Source organism: Pseudoalteromonas sp. Isolate3, assembly GCF_022398505.1.
In the GTDB taxonomy this organism is placed as follows: domain Bacteria; phylum Pseudomonadota; class Gammaproteobacteria; order Enterobacterales; family Alteromonadaceae; genus Pseudoalteromonas; species Pseudoalteromonas apostichopi.
This window is the reverse complement of the sequence record NZ_JAKEVN010000066.1, coordinates 1-23,638: the sequence shown is the minus strand read 5'-3', so window position 1 is coordinate 23,638 and position 23,638 is coordinate 1. Positions and strand designations below refer to the sequence as shown.

The window sequence follows — 23,638 nt, the reverse complement described above, 5'->3', positions numbered from 1 at the left end:
ATAAGTAAGTTTCTGTTTTTTAGGTACAAATCCTGCAGGTTTAAGCTGGAATGAGAAAAATATAGTCTTTTACATTTGTTAAATTGAGGAGGTTGCGTGCAATCAGTAAAATGGAATGGTGATGTATTCACCTCAAGTAAAATTATTTGTGTTGGTCGTAATTTTGCAGCGCATATTGCAGAGCTTAACAATGAAACACCCGCTAGTATGGTGTTGTTTGCAAAACCAAATAGTGCCATCACAGATATGCTTAATAGTGAACACTTAGGTGAAGCCCTGCATTACGAAACTGAGCTTTGTTTTTTAGTTAAAAACAAGCAACTGGCAGCGGTTGGACTTGGCCTCGATTTAACCAAACGTGAACTACAAAGCATACTTAAAGAAAAAGGCCTACCTTGGGAGCGTGCAAAAGCCTTTAATGGCTCAGCATTGTTTACTGAATTTGTCGCTGTTAATGACAGCTTGCATTATCAATTTAGTCTAAAGATTGATGGTAAAGAAACTCAACTAGGTGACACAAAGCTAATGTTGTTTAACGCTGAGCAAATTTTAGCTGAGATCAGTGAATTTATGGACTTAGAGGATGGCGATATAATTATGACAGGCACGCCTGCCGGGGTAGGGAAAGTCGCGGCTAATTCAACCTTTGCTGTAACACTTATGGATGGTCAACAGGAGTTACTATCTCATCAGTGGCAGGCTCTGTAAGTGGGTCTAAAATGTAGCGCTGATAATAAGTTGAAAACTCAGGAAAGCTTTGTTCGAGCCAAGTTCGTTGGCTTTGCTGGTACCTCTCACTTGGCAACACCTTGTTTTTCAGCGCCTCATTAATCTGTGCTAGTACTTTTTCGGCATAATGATTAGGCGCATTCGTTGAGCAACCAATGGCGCCAAAAACAATACTCTGTGCTGGATTAACGATGGTGAGTTTTTGAATATTCTGTAGGTTTTGCTGGTTGTAATAATCAGCAACAAATGGGTAATCAATAGTGTAATCAATGTAGCCGTGTTCTAGCTGTGATAGCAGAGCAAAATTTGGGCTACTGCCGTTACCACTTAGTGCTGCACTTTCGTAGAGTTTGGTATTTTTCGCAATCTTATCTAATTTACTGCCAAACTTACGCGCACTATTTTGACCATAAATAAAATTAGCATCAGTGAATAAAGAGATTAGTGGCACTGGATCGCCATGTTTTTGTTTAATCCTTAATGATTTTTCTTCAGTACTTAAAACACTGAATGGTGGGTACACTGTGGTTGGGATTGAGTAAGTAACATGATTATTTTTTTTACCTCGATGGATCATACAGGCATAGCATGCCATTTTCCCGTCAGCGAGATATTTACTGCCACGCTTTTGCGGTAATATCACTTTGCTGTGGTTAATTTCGGGTAAGGCTTCAATCAACATATCGGTAATTTCATTGCATAACCCACCATGGGGGTTAGCTTTGCTTTTCTCGATAAAGAAAGGCTTAGCATCATTTTCAAACCAGGTAATAGTGAGTTGTTCTGAGGCATCAGTTTTCGGGGCAAAGAACGCCCCCGCAACCACGCATAATACTTGTTTTATGTATTTACTCATCAACAACCTTGCAAGTTAAGTGCTAAGAATAACTATACACTATAGTATTAGGAAGCGTGTAGTTTGAATAGATAAATGATGAATAAGTATTGGTTTTCGTTTAATCCAATTGCTTCGCATTGAAGAGCAAGTTCAAGCATTTACCTATTCATTTTCTAGTGTTTTTTTGTATTCTTTAAAGCCAACCCCTGTCCAACGTTTGAATGCTTTGGCAAAAGCACTTTCATCTACATAGCCAAAGTACAAAGCAAGGTGTGCTTGATTCGCACTACCTTGGCGTATCAACTTCTTGGCTAGTTCACAGCGAACTTCATCACTTAACTTTTTAAATGAGTAGCCTTTTTCAGCAAGCTTACGATTTAAGTGCCTTTCACTCAAAGCCAATAAATTACTTATTTGTTCACGTTTTAAATTGGGTTGCTTAAGTAAAATTGCACTGACTTTATCAACATAACTCTGTGGTTGCAGTTGCTTTAGTTGTTGCTCTGCCAGTGATTGCATTTGTTGTTGCACAGCTTGATTAACGTTACGTTGTTGCAATTGCCAATCATCATCATGATAAATTAAGTAATTTTCGTTGGTGTTAAAAAGCAATTCGGCGTCTCCAAAAATGGTGCGATAGCTTGCTATATTCCCTTGCTGAGAATGCGTAAATGCAACCACCTTGGGCTTTATTGGTGCACCAGAGATCCATTTCGCGCCACAGGCAACACAGGCAAGAACTGCCTCTATCCTTATTGCTGTAGGAGTGCTAAAAAAGGCATCAAAAGTGACTTTCCAGCCATTTTTTGAATGTGATTTACTAAACTTACCACCTTCACCTATTAAGGCTGAATAGGCAATTAAGCTGTCGACAGCATCACCTAGAGTCGGACAACTAAATAGTAAGTAGCCGAGCATATCGTAACTATCGGGCTTTAAACTTAAGGCTATTTTAAGACCAAGTTCATTGTCATTTAAATCTGTCAAAGCTTGCCAAAGCGCATCTTGTAGCGCCATCGGCAGTCTTCCTTCACTTGGAAATTTTTGAATTTGCTGGCATAAATTAGCATCTAATTGCACATCTAACGCGGGAAGAATATGCAAAATAGCCTTGCTAAAGCCAGGTGTTACGCTGTTTGTAGTCATGTGTGTTCTTCTTATTGTTGTGTGATTTTTATAGCACAACTAAGAAATGATGTCTCGTTTTAACTGGTTTTTGTCCTGTCATCGCTATTACAAGTTTTTAAAAAATAGTTAATCTGGTTGTCACACTTTGATTTACCTATGTAGGAATGAGTATGCATCCATACGTTGTAATTGGCGCAGGCCCAATGGGTCTTTGTACTGTTCGTCGACTAGCTGAGACTGGCATTGATGTGATTGGTCTTGAAGCACACAGTGATGTAGGTGGTTTATGGGATATTAATAGCCCAACCAGCACCATGTATGAATCAGCTCATTTAATTTCATCAAAGAGAATGACCGAGTTTGCTGATTTTCCAATGGCAGAACACGTCGCAACATATCCAAAACATGATCAAATGCGTGAGTATTTTCAAGCCTACGCTAAACATTTTGACCTCTATAAGCATTACCGCTTTGGAGCATGGGTTTCTCATTGCGAGCCAGAAGGTGAGTTTTGGCGAGTTAGCTATGTGCAAAATGGCCTGCAAAAAGAAATTTTAGCGAGCGGTTTATTGCTCGCTAATGGTACTTTGCATCACCCTAATCGGGGACAGTTCAAGGGCTCTTTTGCAGGAGAGCAAATTCATTCAAGTGAATATCGAAGTACAGGCTTATTTTCAGGTAAACGTGTTCTGATAATTGGTTGTGGCAACTCTGCGTGTGATATCGCAGTCGATGCGGTTCATCGTGCAAAATCTGTAGATATGGTGGTACGCAGAGGTTATTACTTTTTACCGAAATTTGTCGCAGGCAGGCCTACAGATACACTTGGTGGTAAAGTGCGATTACCGAATAAATTGAAACAAATAGTCGATGGTACATTAGTTAGGCTTATTTCAGGCAAACCAAGTTCATATGGCTTACCTGATCCAGACTATAAAATGTATGAATCGCACCCTGTGGTTAATTCATTGTTTTTACATCACATTGGTCATGGTGATATCAAAGTTAGACCATCAATTGCTGAGTTAACCGAGGAGGGAGCCGCGTTTACTGATGGCAATAAAGCTGACTATGATTTGATTTTAGAAGCAACGGGTTACAAGTTGCATTACCCGTTTTTAGACCAAGCCCACCTTAACTGGCAGGGGGATGCTCCTCGCTTGTATTTAAATGTGTTTAATCCATTACATCAAAACTTGTATGTGATGGGGATGGTTGAAGCAACTGGATTAGGTTGGCAAGGCCGTGATGATCAGGCAAAGCTAGTTGCTAAAGTGATCCGAATGCAGCTAGATAACCCTACTAAAGCGGCTAAGTTTGCTGAAAAAGTGAAGCGTAAAGCAGCTGTCAGAATTGACGGTGGTATGAATTATTTAGAGCTTGAACGCATGGCGTATTATGTTCATAAAGCTGACTACCTAGCGGCAATTAATGATGAAATGCGCCAATTAAAAATGGGATAAATGATGTCTCAAGCAAGCTTAATCACTTTAAACTTAATTTTGGCCATGATGATGTTTGGTATTGCGCTTAGTCTCAAACTTGCAGACTTTAAGCGTGTACTTAAGGCACCTAGAGGACCTATTACAGGGTTATTAGCTCAGTTTATTTTACTGCCGCTGATAACGTGGTTACTTACTTTAATGGTTCCTATGCCTGCTGAAGTTGCATTGGGACTTATTCTTGTTAGTAGTTGTCCTGGAGGTAGTTTTTCTAACATTGTTACTTTCCTAGCAAAAGGCAATACCGCGATGTCGGTAAGTATGACAGGAGTAGCAAGTCTTGCTGCAACTGTAATGACACCGTTTAATTTTATGCTTTATAGCAGTTTGAACCCAGATACGGCTGTGTTGCTGACCCAAATTAATGTCCCTGCAAGTAATATTCTTGTGATTGTTGCTCTAGTGCTGGCGTTACCACTAAGTTTGGGACTACTTGCTGCTAAATTGTGGCCTGTATTCGCAGCTCGTAGTGAACCCTTTTTTAGATTTATTTCTCTGCTTACCTTGTTCTTATTTGTATTAATTGCACTTACCAGTAATTGGTCCGCATTTATTGCTGGTGCCAGTATTTTTCTGCTGGCGGTGATTGTTCATAACGCGATTGCACTATTGGTTGGTTTTTCGAGTGCCAGAATTATGAAACTGAATAAAGCGGATACGCGTGCGATTACGCTTGAGGTAGGGCTGCAAAACTCTGGTTTAGGCTTGGGTATTATTTTTACTTTTTTCGATAATTTAACAGGCATGGCCATTATTGCAGCAGCATGGGGATGTTGGCATCTAATTTCAGGTTTGGGGCTATGTTTTTACTGGCAACACCATGATCGTAAACACGGTATAAAGATCGCAAGTAATAAAGAGGTTCAATGTGGCTCATAAGATCATGATAACAGGTAGCCAAGGCTATATCGGCAAACGGTTAGTCGAGTCGCTATCAACACAGCATAAGCTGGTAGGTATTGATATTGTTGATCTCCCTCAAACTGGTTGTCATTACTATCAACTTGATGTGCGTGATACGCGACTCGCAGAAATTATGCTTGAACACAATATTACACATGTTGTGCACTTAGCGAGTATTTTACAACCGTCTAAAGATGCCGTTCGAGACTTTGATATCGACGTCAATGGCACTCGAAATGTGCTTGAAGCATGTGTTAAGGCAAATGTGCAGCATATTACGGTAACGAGTTCTGGAGCTGCCTATGGTTATCACGCTGATAACCCTAGCTGGTTAACCGAACAACATCCGTTAAGAGGTAATGCTGAATTTGCTTATAGCCATCATAAACGCTTAATCGAAGAGCTATTAAAAAACTATCGATATACGCATCCGCAGCTAAAACAGTTAGTACTTCGCCCGGGGACTGTGCTTGGTAAAACTACTAATAATCAGATTACTGATTTATTTAATAAGCCAAGAATAATTGCCATTAAAGGCAGTGACTCTCCTTTTGTGTTTATCTGGGATGAAGATGTCTTAGCGATTATTTTACAGGGGGTTACAGAAAATCGTGAAGGCAGTTTTAATTTAGCTGGTGATGGAGCTATGGGCATAAAAGAAATTGCTAAAGCCCTAAACAAACCTGTCATTGAGCTTCCTGCTTGGCTTTTAAAACTCAGCTTACGGGTCGCAAAGCTATTCGGAATGACCCAGTATGGCCCTGAACAACTTAATTTTTTACGTTACCGCCCAGTACTTTGCAATCAAGCACTGAAACAGCAATTTGCCTACCAGCCACAAAAATCGAGTAAAGAAGTATTTGCTTTTTATCTCACTAATAACATTAAGAGGCATCCATATGATTAATCCATCGTTACCCGTTGCTGTGATTACTGGTGCGGCTTCTGGGTTGGGTTTAGATTTAGCAAAACAGTTAGCAACTCAATATCAATTAGTATTGATTGACCTAGACCTTAAGCTGTTGCAAGAGCAATGCGGACAAATAATTAATGCGCAATTATATGGCTGTGATTTAGCGAACAAGGACGAGCTTGATGAGTTAATAACGCAGATCAAAGCTAAGCATTGCTCAATAGCGTTACTGATTAATAATGCAGGGATCACGCATCGTTCTTTGGCTCGCATTACTCGTCCAGAGGTAATAGAAAAAGTTATGGCTGTTGATTACTTTGCGCCTGTACGTCTTGTGTCAGGCTTAATCGAACCATTACAGCAAGCACATGGCAAAATCGTAAATATCAGTTCTATGGCTGGATGGATGCCTGTTATGGCCAGAGCAGGCTATTGCGCAGCTAAATCTGCGTTACACCAATATTTCGAAACATTTCGCGCTGAAATGCGCCCAACGGGCGTGTCGGTGTTGATGGTATATCCTAGTTTTTTAGATACTCCGATTGATAAAAATGCATTAAATGGCGATGGCGGAAAAACCAACCATGCCCGCTCAATGGTTGGTAAAATGCGTACGAGTGACTGGATGGCAAAGCAAATTTGTGAGGCTATTCGACTTGATAAGCAACGGCTTTTCCCTGATAGATTTACATATTTTTCGGCGTTGTTATACCGCTTAATTCCACGTTTATACATGCATTTTATGGCACGTAAATTTGCCAGTGAGTGGGAGGTTGCGTAATGGTTTTAATAGGCTTAGGGGCGGCTATTATTTTTGCCTTTGCAGTGGAAGCTATGACTGGCTTTGGTAGCATCGTTATTGCCTTAACAATTGCAGCATTATTTATGGATATTCAGCAAGCAATGCTGTTACTCGTGCCACTTAATTTACTAATGACTTCAGTGATGGTGTTTAAGCTGCGTGCGTATATTCAGTTGAATTTGTTAGCAAAGCAGATTTTACCTCCAATGCTGCTTGGCACAATGATTGGTGCTTTACTAACGCCTTATTTTCCAGCGCAATTAACAAAAGTATTATTTGCTTTATTAATCATTTGGTTTGCGGGACGTGCCATTTGGCAAGCGTCAGCTATGCCTTTGAGTAAGCCTGTACAGCTTTCCGTGATAGGTGGTGCAGGTATTACGCATGGTTTATTTGCATCAGGAGGGCCTCTTCTTGTATATGCAATGGCTCGCAGTGGTTTAGACAAAACTTCATTTCGCGCCACGCTTCTAACTATTTGGCTTATTTTAAATAGCTGTTTAACTCTTTGGTTTCTCATCTCAGGACAATTAGCAGGGCAGTTGGGCCACTTTCTAATGCTCGCCCCATGTGTTCTGTTTGGGGCGCTTATTGGTAACTACTTTCACCATACAATTAATCAAACACAATTTTTACGCTTAGTCTTTATCACTTTATTACTGCTTGGAGTGTTGCTGTGCTTAACCGCACTGTGGCAGTGGTAGTAGGTGGCTATGTAAATTGCTGAATATCAGCACTCTCTGAGGAATTTGAATGCACACAAAAACAAAAATTAATGCCATTACCTTAGGAATAATCTTAGCAACAGGTAGCATGGCTGAAGTAAAAGCAGCAGATGACAAAGAACTTGAAGTAATCTTAGTTTCGGCCCAAAAACGTGTTGAAAGTGTCAAGGATGTGCCTTTATCGATCACTGCCATATCGGGTAAAGAGCTACAAAGTAAAAACATTAACGATAGTGAGGAGCTGTCATCACGTATAGCAAACTTTAATATCAGTCAGTCAGGGCAGGGCTACAATATCACTATGCGCGGTTTAGGCTCTGGCCCAAACCAAGGTTTTGAGCAAACCGTGGGTACTTATGTTGATGGCGTTTATCGTGGTCGTGCTTATCAAATGCGCAGCGCTTTTGTTGATCTCGAACGCTTTGAAGTATTGAGAGGACCACAATCAACGTTATTTGGTAAAAATACCACCGCAGGAGCTCTGAATATAACGAGCGCAGCACCCACTGAGGAGCTATCAGGTTATGCAAATCTTAGCTATGAGTTGAATAATGGCAGTACTTTTGATGGTGCTATTAGTGGAGGCGTAACTGAACATTTTCAGGCTAGAGCAGCGGTAAAAGTAATTGACCAAGATGGTTATTTTTACAATACACTGCAAAAGCGTGATGAAGTTGGGCGCGATGGGGTTTTTAGTCGTTTAACTTTGACTTGGCAGCCTTTAGAGAGCTTGGATGTCTCTTTGAAGTATCAACATGACGAAGAAGATAATATTGGTATCACACCCAGCCAGCCAGTTGCAGAGCCTGTATTATATAATGCGCCATTACCTGCCGTATTTGGGGATGTAAGTAGTTATGTAATCGGCGATAAGCTTAACAAGGGTTTGTCCACTTTAGGTGAAAATGAGCAAGGGGAGTTCAAGGCTGATTATTGGACTTTAAATGTTGAGTGGGATTTAGGCCAACACGTACTTAGTTCGGTAACAGGGTGGCAAGATTATACTATGTTGCAAAGTAACGATGGTGATCATGGCCCTGCACCTCTAACCTACCGCCAAGCGAGTGATGAAAGTTTTCAGCAGTTCAGTCAAGAGCTGCGTATTAGTTCGTATAATGATGGGCCGTTTAATTATATTGCGGGTCTATACTTTCAAACCACAGAACTCGACTTTTCTGAACTGTATCGAATTTATCCACTTAATGCGATAGGTCCACGTGATTATCAATCTGACAGCGATACACAAGCAGTATTTGCAAAGTTTGATTATCAATTTGCACCTAATTGGCAGGCATCATTAGGTTTACGATACTCGCAAGAAGATAAATCAGCATCAAGACGTTTAAGCATGATCGAGCTAAGCTCAGGTACACCTATCAATGATATGGCACAGGTGAATGTCCCAGCAACTTTGCAAGCAATGGGGTTACCTGCAGTTTTACCTACATCAATGTATTTAGGAGTTTTAAGCTCTCAACTAGGGCTTGAGCAACATCAAGTAAATGGTGAACGTAATGAAAATGAATTCAACCCATCGCTTTATATCACCCGTAAGTTTGATGATGCAATGGCCTATGTATCAATGTCGACAGGGTCTAAAGCTGGTGGCTATGACGCGAGAGCTAATTTAGCATCAAATTGGCAATTTGAACCAGAAAAAGTAATAGCCTATGAAATGGGCGCTAAATTTACCTTGGATGACGGTGCTGCTGATTTGAATATCGCAGTATTTAGTATGCAGTTTGAAGATTTACAAACATCAACATTTGATGGTGTTGCAGGTTTTTATGTTGAAAATGGCGCTGAATCATCAAGCCAAGGCGTTGAACTCGATGGTCGTTGGTTAATTGCCGACAACTGGCAGTTGTCAGGCAATATTGCGTATCTTGATTTTAGCTGGGATGAGTTTACAGGTGCCAAATGTTTTAACAGTGCGATGTATCAACCATCAAACCTTGAAAGCTCAGGTAAAACCTGTGACTTAAGTGGTAAAACAGGGGCGTATGCGCCTAAATGGTCGGGCAGTATTAACCTTGATTATATTAAAGAGTTTGGTTCAGCGATGGAGTTTACTTTTAATCTTGAGAGTGAATTTAAATCGCGTTATTTCACTAATTACGATCTAAATCCATATACAGCGCAAAGTGGCTACGGCAAAGTCAATATGCGTTTCGGTTTAATGGATTTAGAGTCTGGATGGTCTGTTGCATTGTTAGGTAAAAATTTAACTGACAAGATGACTAGTAGCTACAGTACAGATATGTCGTTCGCACCGTCAGGAATGTATGCAACATGGGTTGAGCCAGGTAGAAGTATAACTTTGCAAGCAGGGTATCGATTTTAACTAAGCTCATTGTGTGGTTAAAGCCCTGCATAATTAACTGCAGGGCTTTTTACTTAGAAAGGCATTGGATAGTTTTTGAATACCTGTGCCACTTTTTCAAGGGCTTCATCTGTTAAGTCAATTGAAAAAGCATCGATATTTTCTTTTAACTGCGCCATAGATGTTGCGCCTATGATTGTTGAGCTAACGCCATCTACTTGATTACACCAAGCAAGTGCGAGTTGTGAAGGTGTTAAATTAAAGGCGTTAGCAATTTCAACATATTCAGCAATCGCAGCTTGTGATTGTGGTGTGTCTCTGAATAGGCCATTACGTTGCACTAGTGTCCAACGGCTTCCTTCAGGACGTGCGCCATTTAAGTATTTACCACTTAGCATGCCGCCACCAAGGGGTGACCAAGGCAGATAAGCGATATCTTCGTGAATACATTGTTCTATTAAATATGGCCAATCTTTAGCGTGCAATAAACTAAATTCGTTTTGAATCGATACCATACGCGGTAGATTGTGTTGCTCACTTAAACGCAGGTATTGACTAATGCCCCAAGGAGTATCGTCCGATAAACCACAATGTTTAATCTTACCTGCCTTTACACAGTCATTCAGACCTTCGAGAATATCTAACATGCCAGCGATATTTTGCTCAGTGTTTGCCTCTGAAAAACGAACGATGCCAGGCCATTGTTTAGCAAAGTGTGGTGATGTACGGTTTGGCCAATGTAATTGGTATAAGTCTATAACATCAGTTTGGAGACGTTTAAGTGAAGCATCGACGGCTTCAACCACCGCCTGACGGGTAATGTCGCCTGCATCGCGTACCCAAGGTAAGCCGTTACCTGCAATTTTAGTTGCAATGACAAGGTCATCACGTTTGTCTTTATTACGCGCTAACCAATTACCGATGATCTCTTCTGTTTTACCGTAGGTGTCTGGAGAAGGTGGTACGGCATACATTTCTGCGGTATCAATAAAGTTAACGCCTTTATCTAATGCATAGGCGATTTGTTCATCGGCATCGGCTTGGTTGTTTTGCATACCCCATGTCATGCTACCTAAGCATACACGAGATACATCAATACCACTTCGACCAAGTGGGCTATATAGCATAATAGATCCTTGTTAATCGCTAGAATGGGCTTTAAGTGCAGTTAATAACTCATCATTTAACTGGGCTTTTTTACCCGTTTTAAAATTAAACATAACCACTTGTGATGAGCCAATTGTTGTTACTGTGTCTTGGCTCTCACTAAATACAGTGTAATGCATCATAAAACGATCTTGTTCAATATCACTAATCTTAACACCAACATGCACTGTATCAGGAAATGTCACCGGACGTTTATAGCGAGCATTGTTTTCGCTGATCACCGGGCCGACACCTGTTACTTGTAAATCTTTAAGAAAGCCTAGTTGAGTAAAAAAATCGATACGGGCTGTTTCAAAGTAGCGAAAATACACCACATTATTGACGTGTTGCAGGGCATCCATTTCACCCCATGCAACATTAATTTTTGTTCTGATAGGATGTTGTTCTATAAACGATTGCATAGTAAATCTTAGTTGATTGTGAGAAAACTTAGGTTAGCAATATGCTGCTTTTAGCTCAAGGAAATTAGAAAAGTCAGTAGATTGTGCTAGATTTATAAGTTCACGCTTACGTAAAGTGTGAGCAAAATGAACACACATTAAAGGACCTTAATTATGCAGCAACTAACCTTGAGGGTGATAAAGTGGATCGCACTTTTCATCTTACTTGCTCTAGCTTTGCTCTGTTATAGCATGGGCACAATGTCAGGATTTATCGCTTTAATTGTCGTGGGCTTGTTATTAGAAGCCGCGTTTTGGTTATTTGGTTCACGGCTTATCAGCCGTAAAAAGCCAAACCAACAAACAAGCCAAACCTCTTAGCTTGCACTCTCAGGAAGTTTAAATATAATAACTGTATATATAAACAGTTGTTATATTCCTGATGAAAAAATTCATTCATATCGATATGGACTGCTTTTATGCAGCTGTAGAGATGCGTGATAACCCCGCGCTTGCCAATGTGCCACTGGCTATAGGCGGTAATAGTCGTCGCGGAGTGCTTTCAACAGCCAACTATATTGCCCGTAAATATGGTGTTCGCTCGGCGATGTCTAACTATCATGCCAAGCAATTATGTCCTGATTTGGTTATCGTGCCTGGACGAATGCAGGTCTATAAAGAAATCTCAACGCAAATTCGAGCTATTTTTGCAAAGTATACTGACCTTATTGAGCCTTTATCTTTAGATGAAGCCTATCTAGATGTAACCGACAGTACTGCTTGTAGGGGCAGTGCTACGCTGATGGCACAGCAAATTCGCCAAGAAATCTATGATACGACGGGGTTAACCGCATCAGCAGGCGTTGCACCGATTAAATTTATTGCCAAAATTGCCAGTGATGAAAACAAGCCTAATGGTCAGTTTGTCGTATTGCCTGATCAAGTTGATGACTTTTTGGCGAGTTTACCGCTTGGCAAAATTCCCGGCGTTGGCAAGGTGACATTAGAAAAGCTGCAACTTAAAGGGCTTTACACAGGGGCTGATGTGCGCGCGAAAGGGGTTAACTGGATGCAGCAACACATTGGTAACTTTGGCGTGTCATTATATCAAAAGTGTGCAGGTGAATACGTTGGCAAAGTCTCGACTGAGCGAGTACGTAAGTCACTCAGTGTTGAGCATACCTATGAATACAATAAAAATAATTTAGACGAGTGTTTAAGCCAGTTACCTCGTTTGATGGACGAATTAACTCGTCGCCTTGATAAACAGCAATTAAGCAACTGCATCAATAAGTTATCGGTAAAAGTAAAATTTGCCAACTTTGTTGTTACCAGTGCCGATCAAAGCCACCACCAATTAGACGAACGCATTTTTTCTGAGTTAATGAGCAAAGCCTATGAGCGAGGTAATAACCAGCCAGTGCGCCTGCTAGGGATAGGTGTCGGAATAAAGAGCCAAGCGCATGAGCATTTTCAGCTGAGTATATTAGACTAAAGGTTAACACCTTGGTGCTTGAAAGTTTGTTAGTGTCTAGTTGGGGTGCTAGGCCTATCTAGTTCAACACCTTAGACAACATTATAACTTAAAAAGAGAGATGACTATGCAATCGGTCGTAATCGTGCTGCTCGGAATAGTCGGTATGTTGTTCGGATGGTTCTTTTATTCGAAATTCATCGCCGAAAAAATATTTAAAATGGATGATAATTTTATCACACCAGCTCATGAACTTGAGGATGGTGTGGATTATGTGCCAACCAACAAAGTTGTGTTATGGGGCCACCATTTCACCTCTGTTGCAGGTGCTGCGCCAATTGTTGGCCCTGCGATTGCCGTATATTGGGGCTGGGTGCCTGCGGTACTTTGGGTGGTATTTGGTACTATCTTTTTTGCTGGTGTTCACGACATGGGGGCTCTATGGGCCAGTGCGCGTAACAAAGGCAAATCAATGGGCGCTTTATCTGAAAGCGTAATCGGTAAACGCACCCGTGCGTTATTTATGATTGTGGTGTTTTTAGTGCTGCTGATGGTGAATGCGGTATTCGGTGTGGTAATAGCCAAATCATTTGTATCACAGCCTAACGCGGTATTCCCTGCTTGGTCAGCGATTGTTGTGGCCTTAGTAATTGGCCAGTTGCTACGCCGTAAAGTGTCGTTAATTCCGCTTTGTTTAATCGGTGTAGCGATTCTTTATTACACCATTTACCTTGGTAGTAGCATGCCGATTGCGTTACCTGATGAAATGTTCGGCTTAAGTGCTAATGCGAACTGGATCATTATCTTATTTATTTATGCGGCTATTGCTTCATTATTGCCGGTATGGATGCTGTTACAGCCACGTGACTTCATCAACGGTATGCAGTTATTAGTGGGATTAGTGCTGCTTTATGGTGCGGTATTTATTTCAATGCCTGATATCACAGCGCCTGCGTTTAATACCCAAACGGCGGTAGATACACCAAGTATTATTCCATTGCTATTCGTGACCATAGCCTGTGGTGCGGTATCTGGTTTCCACGGTATTGTGTCATCAGGTACTAGCTCTAAGCAGCTTAATAAAGAAACTGATGGTCGCTTTGTTGGTTACTTAGGTGCAGTAGGCGAAGGTATGCTTGCGCTTATTACATTGGTTGCAGTAAGTGGTGTTGCACTTGCGGTATCACCAGAAGAATGGCACGAAATATACAGTCACTTAGGTGCCGGTAGTGTGAGCGCCTTCATTAATGGTGGCGCTAACTTAATTGAAAATGGTTGGGGTATCTCACAAGAAGTGGCATCAACCTTACTTGCTGTAATGGTTGTGTTGTTTGCGGGCACTACGATGGACTCTGGCGTGCGTCTGCAGCGTTATATCATCCAAGAGTGGGGCGATATTTATAATATCAGTATCATTCGTAACGGTATTGTAGCTACGCTAGTTGCAGTACTTAGCTGTTTATTACTTGCCTTTGGTGCTGGTGGTGCTGACGGTAGCGGCGGTATGATCATTTGGCCGTTATTCGGTTCGACTAACCAAATCCTTGCAAGCTTAACCTTACTGGTTATCTCGGTAATGCTAATTAAAGCGAATCGTCCGGCTAAATACACCTTGATCCCAATGAGCTTCGTATTAGTTATGGCGTTCTTTGCTGGTGTTATCAAACTTGGTGAATACTACCAACAAGGTAACTGGTTACTGGTGACACTTGATTTGTTAGTACTGGTAGTGAGTGTTCTGGTTATGCTTGAAGCTTGGTCTGTGATTGTTAAACATCGTAAAGATTCAACACAGGTTACAGAGCAGTAAACTTAGCTTGCCAGCCTTATAGTTAGCTATCTTACTTGGCTGGCAATAGCGCTCTAAATCAATGATAATAAGGTCCTATGTTTCTAACAGCAGGACCTTTTTTATGGCATACCCTCATGCAGTTGCAGCCCCTCAATTAGCGGATGCAGATCACGATGCATTGATTATTATCGGTGATGATTTTTCTTCTTTAGCGGACGCAAGCTTAAGCCAAGCTATTAACACTCAACAAGCTGTAGACGCGCGTATTGGCAAACAAGTAACATTACTTGTAGTTGACTCAAAACGTGTTATTTTAGCGCCTACAGGTCCTCTAAACCGTGATTATGATGATGTACGTCGTTACTTTGACGCGGCAAAGCAAGGTGTACTAGAAGCGAAAGCATCGGGTAGCACTCAGCCTGCTATTTTACTTGCAAATGTAAATCAAGACAGCCGTTACAAGCATGCCCTTGAAGTGGCGTATTTAGGTGCTTGCCAAGCGCTGTGGCAACCTCTTGAAGCACGTGAGTTCCACGGTCAGGCGATTGAACCAATCAGCCAAATTAGCTTAGTGGGCGCAGATGACGCGATGAGCAAAGCCCTTAATGCCATTGCAGCAGGTCAATACGCTGCACGTGACTTATGTGGTACAGAACCTGAGCGTATGGCACCACCTCGTTTTGCGGATTATTGCGTTGAGTTATTTGCAGGTAGTAAGGTGTCTGTAGAAGTGATTTCAGATATCAACACCATCGATAAAGATTACCCAATGATGAGCACCGTAGCACGCGCATCTTACGCTGTTGAGCGTCATCACCCACGAGTTGTAAAGCTAGAGTATGTTCCTGAAGGCGACGTTGAGCGCACCTTAATGTTTGTTGGTAAAGGTTTAGTTTACGATACCGGTGGTGCAGACCTTAAAGTGGGTGGCTTTATGGCAGGTATGAGCCGCGATAAAGGCGGTGCAGCTTCGGTTGCAGGTTTTATGAAATCAGTAGCTGACTTTGCTCCTAAAGGCGTAAAAGTAATTGCTTACTTAGCCGTAGTTCGTAACTCAATTGGTTCTGATTGTTTCGTACCGGATGAAATCATTACCAGCCGTGAAGGTGTTCGTGTTCGTATCGGTAACACAGATGCTGAAGGTCGTTTAGCAATGGGCGACTTACTAAGCGAAATGAAAGATCGCGCCCTAAACGAAGTGAACCCTGAGCTATTCACTGTTGCAACTCTAACCGGTCACGCAGCACGTGCGATGGGTCCTTACAGTGCGTATGTTGAAAATGGTCCTGCTCGTGCAGCTAAAATTTCTCGTCAAATTGCTGACCTAGGCGATTTATGGGCTGATGGTGCAGAAGTATCACGCAGCCGCCGTGAAGATTATGACTTCATTCGCCCTCGAACGTTAGCTGACGATGTATTATCAAGTAACAATGCAGCTTCTGCAGTGACAGCTCGTGGTCACCAATTCCCAATGGCATTTTTAGCAATTGTTGGTGGTTTAGATAAACATGGCACTGAATCTGAAAAGCCATTACCGTATGTTCATATGGACATCGCAGGCAGTGGTGTAGAAGGCGGTGATTGGCAACATGGTAAGCCTACCGCAGCAACAGTAAGCAGCTTATTCGCTCGTTATTGTTTATAAGCTAAAAGCTATAAGCTATAAGTTTGAAAAGCCCCGCACAGCTGTGCGGGGCTTTTTTGTGGTGTTAGTCGAGCTTGAAACGGTTAACGACATCACTTAACGCTTGTGAGCTTTGCTTTAAGTTTTCACTGGCGTTTGAAAGCCCTTCGGTATTCGACAGTGATTGCTCAGTTGATTGCGAAAGCTCATTAATCCGTAAATTAACCTCATCTGCGGCGCTGGTTTGTTGCTCGGTAGCGCGGGCGATTTGGCTGTTCATATCTTTGATAATAGTGACAAGTCGCTCAATCTCACTCAGTGAACTATTTGCTTCACCTGCCTGTGAAACGGTTTCGCTTGATAATTGTTGGCTTGCCGATACAGCATCAACAGCAGCTTGTGCGCCGGTTTGTAGTTTACTGATCATGGCTTGAATTTCGTCAGTACTTTTACCTGTGCGACTTGCTAATGTACGTACTTCGTCAGCTACAACAGCAAAGCCTCGACCTTGCTCGCCAGCACGAGCCGCTTCAATAGCAGCGTTGAGTGCCAGTAAGTTGGTCTGCTCTGCAATGCTGCGGATAACATCAAGTACTGAGCCTATGTTGTTACTCTCTGCAGCGAGGTCGGCTGTTACCTTACTAACTTGTTCAATATTATGCGACAGGGTCTCAATGGCGGTAATGGTCTTGTTAAGAACCTGCTTACCCGCTTCTGCATTTTGCGCGGCTTCATTAGCGGCATGCTCAGCTTGATCGGCATTTTGACTGACATCGTGAATTTGATGAGTCATTTGTTCCATTGCGGTTGCTACTTGAGTCGAGCTGTCGTTTTGTAGCTCAATAAAAGAGTGATTTGTTTTACTGGCATCATCAACGCTATGGGCAAACTGATTTACTTGCTCTGCATTGTGGGCAACATGTTTCAGTGACTCACGCATTTTTGCGGTGTACAAGTTAAAGTAGCGCGATAAACGAGATACTTCATCATTGCCATTTTCATCAAGCTTTTGGGTTAAGTCGCCTTCACCTTGTGAGATGTCTTTCATCATGTCGGCAGCAAGTTGTGTCGGTCGAAGAATGCTATTGGCAATTAGGTAGCTTAGCGCAACTAGTAGGGCAATGATCACTAGCGCGGTAATAATCACATGATTACGTAGCGAAGAGAATGCCTCTTCAATGGTATCGATGTAGACACCAGAGCCTACAATCCATTGCCATTTATCAAAGCCTTTTACGTAGGCAATTTTATCAACTGGCTCGTCTTTACCTGGCTTTGGCCACTTATAAGGAATAAAACCTTCACCTTGTTTTTTGACAATATTAACCATGTTGACAAATAACGGCACGCCGTCTGGATCTTTACTGCCGGCTAGTGATTTACCATTTAATTCGGGCTTAAATGGGTGCATGACCATAACGGGTTGATAATCATTAATCCAAAAGTAATTGTTATCGTCGTAACGAAGTGCAGAAATTGTTTCGAGGGCTGCTTGTTTGGCTTGTTGTTCACTCAGCTTACCTTGCTCGAATAAAGCATAGTTATGCTCGATAATAGAGTGGGCAGACTCAACAAGGTTTTTGGTTTTTATGTATTGCTCTTGTTTTAGCGAGCTAAACTGCTGCATCAAACTTGAGACACTCAAAAATATTAAACCTATCACTACCACACTCACTAACATGGCGAGGCGCTGAAAGATCGTAAAACGGCGTAAGTAATTCATGTGTATTCCTTCGTCATGCTCTTAAGAGCAATGTATTAAGCGTAGCCAAAATAGGTTGAAAATCTAGTTAAATAGTAGAATACATTGAGACAAAAAAAAGGCTGATTTAACAATCAGCCTTTAGTCTAAGTTACCGAAATTAAAAGTGATTACTCAACGTTAAAGTGTCGGTTAAAGAAACTTGTGATAGTTTGGTGTAAGTGCGTTTGTACGCTTTTGCCACGTAAACTGTGTTTTGAGCCCGGGTAAGTCATCATTTCGAACTGCTTTTCTTGATCTTGCAGTTGTTTGAATAACTTAGTGGCATGAGTGAATAACACGTTATCATCAGCCATCCCGTGATAAATCATCAGCGGGCCTTTTAAACCTTCAGCATAAGGGAAAACAGCACTTGCTTCGTAACCTTTAGCATTCGTTGCAGGGTGACCTACATAACGCTCTGTGTAGTGAGTGTCGTAGAGTGCCCAATCAGTTACTGGCGCTCCAGAAACACCCGCTTTGAAGTAATCGCCCGCTTTAAACATGGTCATAAGCGCCATGTAACCACCGTAGCTGTGGCCATAAATGCCAATACGCTCAGGATCAACGTAATCAAGGGTACGTAAAAACTCAACGCCTTTGATTTGATCTGCTACTTCTGCAACACCTAAATGTTTATAAATTACGTCTTCAAACTTTTTACCACGGTTGTATGAACCACGGTTATCAAGTTGGAAAATAACATAGCCTTGTTGTGCCATGTACTGGAAGTACAAGTTTTTACTACGCCAGCTGTTCGTTACACGTTGGGCATGAGGACCGCCGTAAACGTTAACAATAACCGGGTGCTTTTTACCATCTTGGTAATTAGTTGGCTTGAATAAACGATAATGCATGATTTGCCCGTCTTCAGCCGTTAACGTGCCGTACTCTGGAGTGATTAAATCAGTTAGGTAAGGCGTTAATGGGTGTGATTTATCTAACTTGTTTTCTTCAAGCCAAGTGATAAATTCGCCATTAATTTTACGTAATGCCGCAGAGCCAGGCTTATTCACTGATGAGCTGTTATCGATAAAAGTTTTGTTATCTTTAGCAATTACTACATTGTGGTAAGCACCAAGCTCAGTTACGCGTTTAATTTCGCCTTTTTTGAATAGCGGTACGCTGTAAAGGTGGCTCTCGAGAGCTGTGTCTTTACGACCCGCAAAATAAACGATGCCTTTTTTCTCGTCGATACCTTTTAAGCTATCAACTACCCATTCACCTTGGGTGATTTGACGGATCATTTCACCGTTTGTGCGATATAAATAAAGGTGTTTAAAACCGTCGCGCTCAGATGCCCAAACAAAATGTTTTTTATCGTTTAAGAACTGCAAATCAAAGTGCAGGTTAATCCAAGTATCGCTGGTTTCTTTTAGGGCAACTGTTTGCTTTTTAGTTTCGCTATTATAAAAACGTAATTCTAAGTTATGTTGCGAGCGGTCTTGCCACTGGTAAGAAAGCGTTTTGTTATCCTTTAACCATTTAGCTCTGGCAATATAAATATCTTGCTCGTCGCCTAAATCAACCCAGTCGGTTTTTTGATTGTTGATGCTCACAACACCTAACTGGATTTTAACGTTGTCGGTACCAGTAAACGGGTAGCGTTGGTTGAAAAGCTTTACTTCATCAGCGTAAATTTCATTACGAATAGCTTCTTTTACTGGGCTCTCATCAACACGGGTATAAGCGATTTTAGATTCATCACCTGACCACCAGTAGCCAGTCATACGGCCCATTTCTTCTTGCGCAACAAACTCGGCCATACCATTTTTAATTACGCCGCCGCCATCTTTACTTAATTGGATTTCTTGACCCGTCTTTAAGTTAAGAGCGTACAGGTTTTGCTCACGAATAAATGACACATAGTGCCCTTTTGGTGAGAAACGCGCATCGGTTTCAAATGCTTCTGTGTCGGTTAATTTACGGCTTTTAGCTGAATTAAGCTCATAATAGTAAAGGTCGCCATTAAGCGGGAATAAAAGCGCTTTACCGTCTTTTGACCACTTATATTCTAAGATCCCTTTACCGAAAATACGCTGGCGCTCACGGCGTGCTTTTTCTTCGTCAGATAAGTTTTCAGGGCCAGAAAATAGTGCTGCAGAATCAACTAATAGGCGGTTTTTGTTATCTTTTAAATTGTACTCCCATAAGTCGTAGCGGTTGTAATCATCCGTTTTACCTTGCAGGTAAGTTACACGACTGCCGTCTGGAGAAAATTTAAGTTGTACAGGGGCTTTGCCTGCTAAGCTTGGATCGTCAAAAATACGTTCAAGAGTGAGGGGGTCAGCGGTCACACTGAATGCTGTTGCCACGACTGGCAAAGCAAGTGAGAGAGATTTAATTTTTTTTAGCACAGGAGTACCTTCGCTCGAATAAAAACTGCAACGATGGTAATGGTAAGCTTAGTCAACTGCAACAAAATGCTATAAAGTAGGGTATGTTTACCCAATATCAAAGGATTTATTGATGAAAAATACTGACACGCCGTTTTCTTTGGCCCCAGAATTACAACGCGACTGCATCGAACTTGCTGATTGGCCACTGTGTAAAGTATTGCTGATGAATGATAGCCAATACCCTTGGTTTATTTTAGTGCCAAGAGTCGCTGGTGTTAAAGAAATTATTGATCTTTCTGAAGAACTACAAATTACCTTATTACAAGAATCGGGCAAACTCAGTAAACTATTACAACAGGTATTCAACCCAGACAAACTAAATGTGGCGGCATTGGGTAACATGGTGCCGCAATTACATGTTCATCATATTGCACGTTTTACAGCCGATGCGGCTTGGCCAACACCAGTTTGGGGAAAATTACCCGCAGTGCCTTACACTGATGAACAAATTTCCGCATTAAAAGCGCATTTTTAAACTATTTGTTCTAGTAAGATTGGACTAAGCTAAATGAGTGATGCGTAAAGGGGTACAGAATAAATGAAACACACAGTGTTTGCCATGTTGCTTATTCTGAGCTCTTTTTCGTGTTTAGCAAAAAGCTATTACTTTGTTGGTAGTCATTTTCCTGCGATTTTAGAACAAGATCAGCAGGGCACAGTGGTTGGCTTAGGTGCCGATATTGCCCACGAAATTTGCAGGCGTTTAGGGCACGAGTTGGTTATCGATATCATGCCACTAAAACGCGCTTTAAAAATGGTAGAGCAAGGTCAAGCTGATGCCATTATAGGTCCTTACAAATCTATTATACGTCAGCAGTATATGCAATTTAGTGACTTACCTTTTTACGAAGACCCGATTGTTTTATATACCAAAAAGAACAATGATGTGACTTGGGTTGGAAACTTTGCCAGTTTACGAAAAGATATTATTGGTACCATTCGAGGTTGGAACTATGGTCCTGAATTTAAACGTAACGAGGCAAACTTATCGCTATCTGAAGTGGGTAATGTGCGGGCTAGTTTTTTACAGTTGATGCATAACCGAGTTGATTTAATACTTACCCATCCTCGCGCAGCAATGCCTGTGATCGAAAGCTTAGGTATCGATGATAAAGTCATAATGTTATCGCCGCCGGTGACGGTTAATCAGGGCTACTACGGCTTTAGTAAGCAACGCGAACTCGATGAATTTATTGAAGCTTTTAATACTGAGTTTCAAAAGATGCTGATCAACGGGGATATTGTAGAGCTAAACTCCAAATATGGTTTGAACTTCATCGCACACTAGTCGTGTTTTACTAGGGGTCAGGCAATAAAAAACGCTGCAATTGCAGCGTTTTTAATATTAAAGAAGCATTAACCTTAAAGGCCTAATACTTCTTTACCTTGTTTGAAAGTAACATCAACAGGGATGTTAGCTTGGCTTAGTTTTTCTAAGTCTTTAGCTAGTTCAGCTTTGATATCGCCATGAGTTGCGATTAGCTGATCAACTTTTTGGTAATCACCGTCACCTTGAATAGTAAGGATTAGGTTAGATAGTTTCTCCATTGCTTGACTCATTTTCTCCATGTTAACGCTGTATAAGCCGTCAGCATTTTTAGAGAAGGCGCCTTCTTCAGCGAAGAAGTTAAAGCGGATCATGTTCGCTTTACCGTGTGCGCTTGATGCACCAAAACGCACTGAGCGGAAGATACCGGCCATAAAGGTGATGTAGTAATCTTCTAATGTGCCCTCTGTGATCTCACCTTTCTTAAGCAATTGCTCAACCATGTAAAGACCTAAGATATCCGCTTTACCTTCTTCAAGGGCACTTGCATGCTCTTGGAGTGATTGGCGAACAGTTCCTTTACCAGTGATCGTGTTTTTAATACCTAAACCGTGAGCTACTTCGTGGAACATAGTGTTTGCGAAGAAAGCATCAAAGGTAATGTGTTTACGTTGTTCAGGAACAATTAACTGCTCTGAAATTGGCACTAAGATTTTATCGAATTTAGCGCGCATTGCGTTTTTAAGCTGTAAACGACGTGTGCCTTTTTCTAGCTGTACTTGTTCATCATTTGGCAGGTTGATAGCAATTGTTTTACTACCTGCATTTGAGTGACCTGCGTAATACACAACATCATAAGCATTTAGGTCAGCATCAGAGCCAGGGACTTCTTGTTTGTATTTTTCGTCTACAGGTAAACCTTTTTGTAGCTCAGGTAAGAAAGCGGCAAATTTAGCTAAGCGCTCGCTCCATGCTAAATCTTTAATAAGTACATAAGATTCATACGCTGCACGGTAACCAAATAGTTGATCTTCATAAGTTTCGATAGGACCAATAACCACGTCAATTGGATTATTCTTCATATCCATCCATGCAAAATCAGAAGGTTGGAAGTCATCACTTACTAGTGCTTCTGCGCGCATGCTAAGATAGTTAGCGAATTCTTTGTCATCAGCAAGCGTACTTGCTTCACGTAACAAGTTAGCTGCTTTTTCAAGTTCTTGTGCGTACTCAACTGAGTAAGCCACACTGTAAAGCTGGCCTTTTTCGTCACGTTTTATCACCGAATAAAGACCTGTTTTGTCATCAACCGTTGCGTTGTTTAACTCTTCTTTAGTGATATCGCTTGGATAAAATTCAGCACCTAGTGGTTTTTCTTCATAGCCCGATAAGAAAACTTGGTCGCCGTTTAAGCGATCCCAAGGGCCATAGTTGATATCTGCAAACTTCTGAACTTTTTCATCATTAATTTTTGCAAGGAAAGCGTCTTTGTTATCACCAAATGCTTGACGCCAGAATAGCTCATCCATAATTTTTGATGCATCAATTAATTTGCCAACCATTTGCTTTTGGTTGTCACTTAAATGGCTTAGGTCAGAAGTAAGCGTGAAGTCTGTGTATATGTCTAAACGGCTTTTCTCTGCATTGATTAGTTGTGGGTTGTTTTGTTCAGTACTTTGTTTTGTTTGCTCTGCAGCAGGCTTAGTTTGAGAAGTGCTAGCTTGCTCGTCAGAACATGCACCAAGAAAAACAGCACCTGATAAGATAAGTGCTTGGCTAATTTTATTTAATGTCATTTTTTTTGCCCGTTAAAAAGTGAGAGTCATTGCTTAGAAAACGAAAAGTCTATGCATTAAAGCAAACCTGACATATATATGGCAAGTTTACTACGCTAGAAGCAATATTTATTTATGAGTTAGGAAGTTAAAAAA

At 41.4% G+C, this 23,638-nt stretch carries 20 protein-coding genes; 13 read left to right on the top strand and 7 right to left on the bottom strand.

The genetic code is table 11. The features are described 5' to 3' along the window. Positions 1–96: 96 nt before the first annotated feature. Positions 97–708, top strand: a complete 612-nt coding sequence (locus L1D46_RS13285; protein ID WP_130049582.1) for a fumarylacetoacetate hydrolase family protein — start codon at positions 97–99, stop codon at positions 706–708. Here the strand turns inward: L1D46_RS13285 and L1D46_RS13280 are convergent. Continuing rightward, entirely contained in the window at positions 659–1,585 is a 927-nt protein-coding gene (locus tag L1D46_RS13280; RefSeq protein ID WP_239977656.1) for an ABC transporter substrate-binding protein, read from the bottom strand. The two genes, L1D46_RS13285 and L1D46_RS13280, sit on opposite strands and share 50 nt — an antisense overlap. A 144-nt stretch (positions 1,586–1,729) precedes the next feature. Beyond that, entirely contained in the window at positions 1,730–2,713 is a 984-nt protein-coding gene (locus tag L1D46_RS13275; RefSeq protein ID WP_239977655.1) for an AraC family transcriptional regulator, read from the bottom strand. 152 nt (positions 2,714–2,865) lie between these two features. On the opposite strand from L1D46_RS13275, the gene L1D46_RS13270 reads away from it, so the two are divergent. The 6 genes from L1D46_RS13270 to L1D46_RS13245 are packed head-to-tail and all read left to right on the top strand — an operon-like array spanning position 2,866 to position 9,884. After that, complete coding sequence (locus L1D46_RS13270; RefSeq protein WP_239977654.1) at positions 2,866–4,158, top strand: NAD(P)-binding domain-containing protein; 1,293 nt, start codon at positions 2,866–2,868, stop codon at positions 4,156–4,158. A gap of 3 nt (positions 4,159–4,161) precedes the next feature. Then, on the top strand, positions 4,162–5,076 hold the full coding sequence (locus tag L1D46_RS13265; RefSeq protein WP_239977653.1) for a bile acid:sodium symporter family protein: 915 nt from the start codon (positions 4,162–4,164) through the stop codon (positions 5,074–5,076). Further along, positions 5,066–6,007 carry an SDR family oxidoreductase gene (locus L1D46_RS13260; protein WP_218650138.1) on the top strand — a complete coding sequence of 314 codons (942 nt, stop codon included), beginning with the start codon at positions 5,066–5,068 and terminating at the stop codon, positions 6,005–6,007. Before L1D46_RS13265 ends, L1D46_RS13260 begins: the two co-directional genes overlap by 11 nt. Next, the gene (locus tag L1D46_RS13255; RefSeq protein ID WP_178926640.1) at positions 6,000–6,794 is read left to right on the top strand and encodes an SDR family NAD(P)-dependent oxidoreductase; all 795 of its coding nucleotides are present in this window, start codon (positions 6,000–6,002) and stop codon (positions 6,792–6,794) included. Before L1D46_RS13260 ends, L1D46_RS13255 begins: the two co-directional genes overlap by 8 nt. Further along, positions 6,794–7,519 (top strand): sulfite exporter TauE/SafE family protein, encoded by a 726-nt coding sequence (locus L1D46_RS13250; protein WP_130049576.1) that lies wholly within the window; start codon positions 6,794–6,796, stop codon positions 7,517–7,519. The genes L1D46_RS13255 and L1D46_RS13250 overlap by 1 nt, the downstream gene beginning before the upstream one ends. Positions 7,520–7,568: 49 nt before the next feature. After that, complete coding sequence (locus tag L1D46_RS13245; protein ID WP_167658152.1) at positions 7,569–9,884, top strand: TonB-dependent receptor; 2,316 nt, start codon at positions 7,569–7,571, stop codon at positions 9,882–9,884. Positions 9,885–9,937: 53 nt separating this feature from the next. Here L1D46_RS13245 and L1D46_RS13240 read toward each other — a convergent pair whose 3' ends face one another. Together L1D46_RS13240 and L1D46_RS13235 are read right to left on the bottom strand one after the other, a co-directional pair. Next, complete coding sequence (locus L1D46_RS13240; protein ID WP_167658151.1) at positions 9,938–10,990, bottom strand: aldo/keto reductase; 1,053 nt, start codon at positions 10,988–10,990, stop codon at positions 9,938–9,940. Positions 10,991–11,002: 12 nt separating this feature from the next. Further along, positions 11,003–11,431, bottom strand: coding sequence for a thioesterase family protein (locus tag L1D46_RS13235; RefSeq protein WP_130049573.1), 429 nt, complete (start codon positions 11,429–11,431; stop codon positions 11,003–11,005). Positions 11,432–11,584: 153 nt separating this feature from the next. Here L1D46_RS13235 and L1D46_RS13230 point away from each other — a divergent pair, with 153 nt between their 5' ends. The 4 genes from L1D46_RS13230 (at position 11,585) to L1D46_RS13215 (ending at position 16,321) form a co-directional block, all read left to right on the top strand. After that, on the top strand, positions 11,585–11,791 hold the full coding sequence (locus L1D46_RS13230; protein WP_054562678.1) for a hypothetical protein: 207 nt from the start codon (positions 11,585–11,587) through the stop codon (positions 11,789–11,791). A gap of 61 nt (positions 11,792–11,852) precedes the next feature. Then, the gene (gene dinB / locus L1D46_RS13225; protein WP_167658150.1) at positions 11,853–12,905 is read left to right on the top strand and encodes a DNA polymerase IV; all 1,053 of its coding nucleotides are present in this window, start codon (positions 11,853–11,855) and stop codon (positions 12,903–12,905) included. A gap of 106 nt (positions 12,906–13,011) precedes the next feature. Continuing rightward, positions 13,012–14,694, top strand: coding sequence for a carbon starvation protein A (locus L1D46_RS13220; RefSeq protein ID WP_130049571.1), 1,683 nt, complete (start codon positions 13,012–13,014; stop codon positions 14,692–14,694). Positions 14,695–14,797: 103 nt separating this feature from the next. Further along, a complete protein-coding gene (locus tag L1D46_RS13215; protein ID WP_167658149.1) occupies positions 14,798–16,321 on the top strand; it encodes a leucyl aminopeptidase family protein in 1,524 nt (507 codons plus the stop codon). Positions 16,322–16,385: 64 nt separating this feature from the next. Here L1D46_RS13215 and L1D46_RS13210 read toward each other — a convergent pair whose 3' ends face one another. Both L1D46_RS13210 and L1D46_RS13205 read right to left on the bottom strand, forming a co-directional pair. Further along, positions 16,386–18,023, bottom strand: coding sequence for a methyl-accepting chemotaxis protein (locus tag L1D46_RS13210; protein ID WP_239977652.1), 1,638 nt, complete (start codon positions 18,021–18,023; stop codon positions 16,386–16,388). A 149-nt stretch (positions 18,024–18,172) separates the two neighbouring features. Then, the gene (locus L1D46_RS13205; RefSeq protein WP_239977651.1) at positions 18,173–20,398 is read right to left on the bottom strand and encodes a S9 family peptidase; all 2,226 of its coding nucleotides are present in this window, start codon (positions 20,396–20,398) and stop codon (positions 18,173–18,175) included. Between the two features lie 112 nt (positions 20,399–20,510). On the opposite strand from L1D46_RS13205, the gene L1D46_RS13200 reads away from it, so the two are divergent. Continuing rightward, positions 20,511–20,915 carry an HIT domain-containing protein gene (locus tag L1D46_RS13200; RefSeq protein WP_167658147.1) on the top strand — a complete coding sequence of 135 codons (405 nt, stop codon included), beginning with the start codon at positions 20,511–20,513 and terminating at the stop codon, positions 20,913–20,915. 63 nt (positions 20,916–20,978) lie between these two features. Further along, positions 20,979–21,728: a transporter substrate-binding domain-containing protein gene (locus L1D46_RS13195; RefSeq protein ID WP_130049566.1), complete on the top strand. Its 750-nt coding sequence runs from the start codon at positions 20,979–20,981 to the stop codon at positions 21,726–21,728. Positions 21,729–21,802: 74 nt separating this feature from the next. On the opposite strand, the gene L1D46_RS13190 is transcribed toward L1D46_RS13195, so the two are convergent. Then, positions 21,803–23,503, bottom strand: a complete 1,701-nt coding sequence (locus L1D46_RS13190) for a Zn-dependent hydrolase (protein WP_130049565.1) — start codon at positions 23,501–23,503, stop codon at positions 21,803–21,805. Positions 23,504–23,638: the final 135 nt, after the last annotated feature.

Coding starts and splice junctions, on each gene's coding strand:
- L1D46_RS13270 (WP_239977654.1), top strand. CDS start 2,866: ATGCATCCATACGTTGTAATTGGCGCAGGCCCAATGGGTCTTTGTACT.
- L1D46_RS13235 (WP_130049573.1), bottom strand. CDS start 11,431: ATGCAATCGTTTATAGAACAACATCCTATCAGAACAAAAATTAATGTT.
- L1D46_RS13280 (WP_239977656.1), bottom strand. CDS start 1,585: ATGAGTAAATACATAAAACAAGTATTATGCGTGGTTGCGGGGGCGTTC.
- L1D46_RS13230 (WP_054562678.1), top strand. CDS start 11,585: ATGCAGCAACTAACCTTGAGGGTGATAAAGTGGATCGCACTTTTCATC.
- L1D46_RS13190 (WP_130049565.1), bottom strand. CDS start 23,503: ATGACATTAAATAAAATTAGCCAAGCACTTATCTTATCAGGTGCTGTT.
- L1D46_RS13195 (WP_130049566.1), top strand. CDS start 20,979: ATGAAACACACAGTGTTTGCCATGTTGCTTATTCTGAGCTCTTTTTCG.
- L1D46_RS13210 (WP_239977652.1), bottom strand. CDS start 18,023: ATGAATTACTTACGCCGTTTTACGATCTTTCAGCGCCTCGCCATGTTA.
- L1D46_RS13220 (WP_130049571.1), top strand. CDS start 13,012: ATGCAATCGGTCGTAATCGTGCTGCTCGGAATAGTCGGTATGTTGTTC.
- L1D46_RS13275 (WP_239977655.1), bottom strand. CDS start 2,713: ATGACTACAAACAGCGTAACACCTGGCTTTAGCAAGGCTATTTTGCAT.
- L1D46_RS13200 (WP_167658147.1), top strand. CDS start 20,511: ATGAAAAATACTGACACGCCGTTTTCTTTGGCCCCAGAATTACAACGC.
- L1D46_RS13255 (WP_178926640.1), top strand. CDS start 6,000: ATGATTAATCCATCGTTACCCGTTGCTGTGATTACTGGTGCGGCTTCT.
- L1D46_RS13245 (WP_167658152.1), top strand. CDS start 7,569: ATGCACACAAAAACAAAAATTAATGCCATTACCTTAGGAATAATCTTA.
- L1D46_RS13265 (WP_239977653.1), top strand. CDS start 4,162: ATGTCTCAAGCAAGCTTAATCACTTTAAACTTAATTTTGGCCATGATG.
- L1D46_RS13215 (WP_167658149.1), top strand. CDS start 14,798: ATGGCATACCCTCATGCAGTTGCAGCCCCTCAATTAGCGGATGCAGAT.
- L1D46_RS13250 (WP_130049576.1), top strand. CDS start 6,794: ATGGTTTTAATAGGCTTAGGGGCGGCTATTATTTTTGCCTTTGCAGTG.
- L1D46_RS13240 (WP_167658151.1), bottom strand. CDS start 10,990: ATGCTATATAGCCCACTTGGTCGAAGTGGTATTGATGTATCTCGTGTA.
- dinB (WP_167658150.1), top strand. CDS start 11,853: ATGAAAAAATTCATTCATATCGATATGGACTGCTTTTATGCAGCTGTA.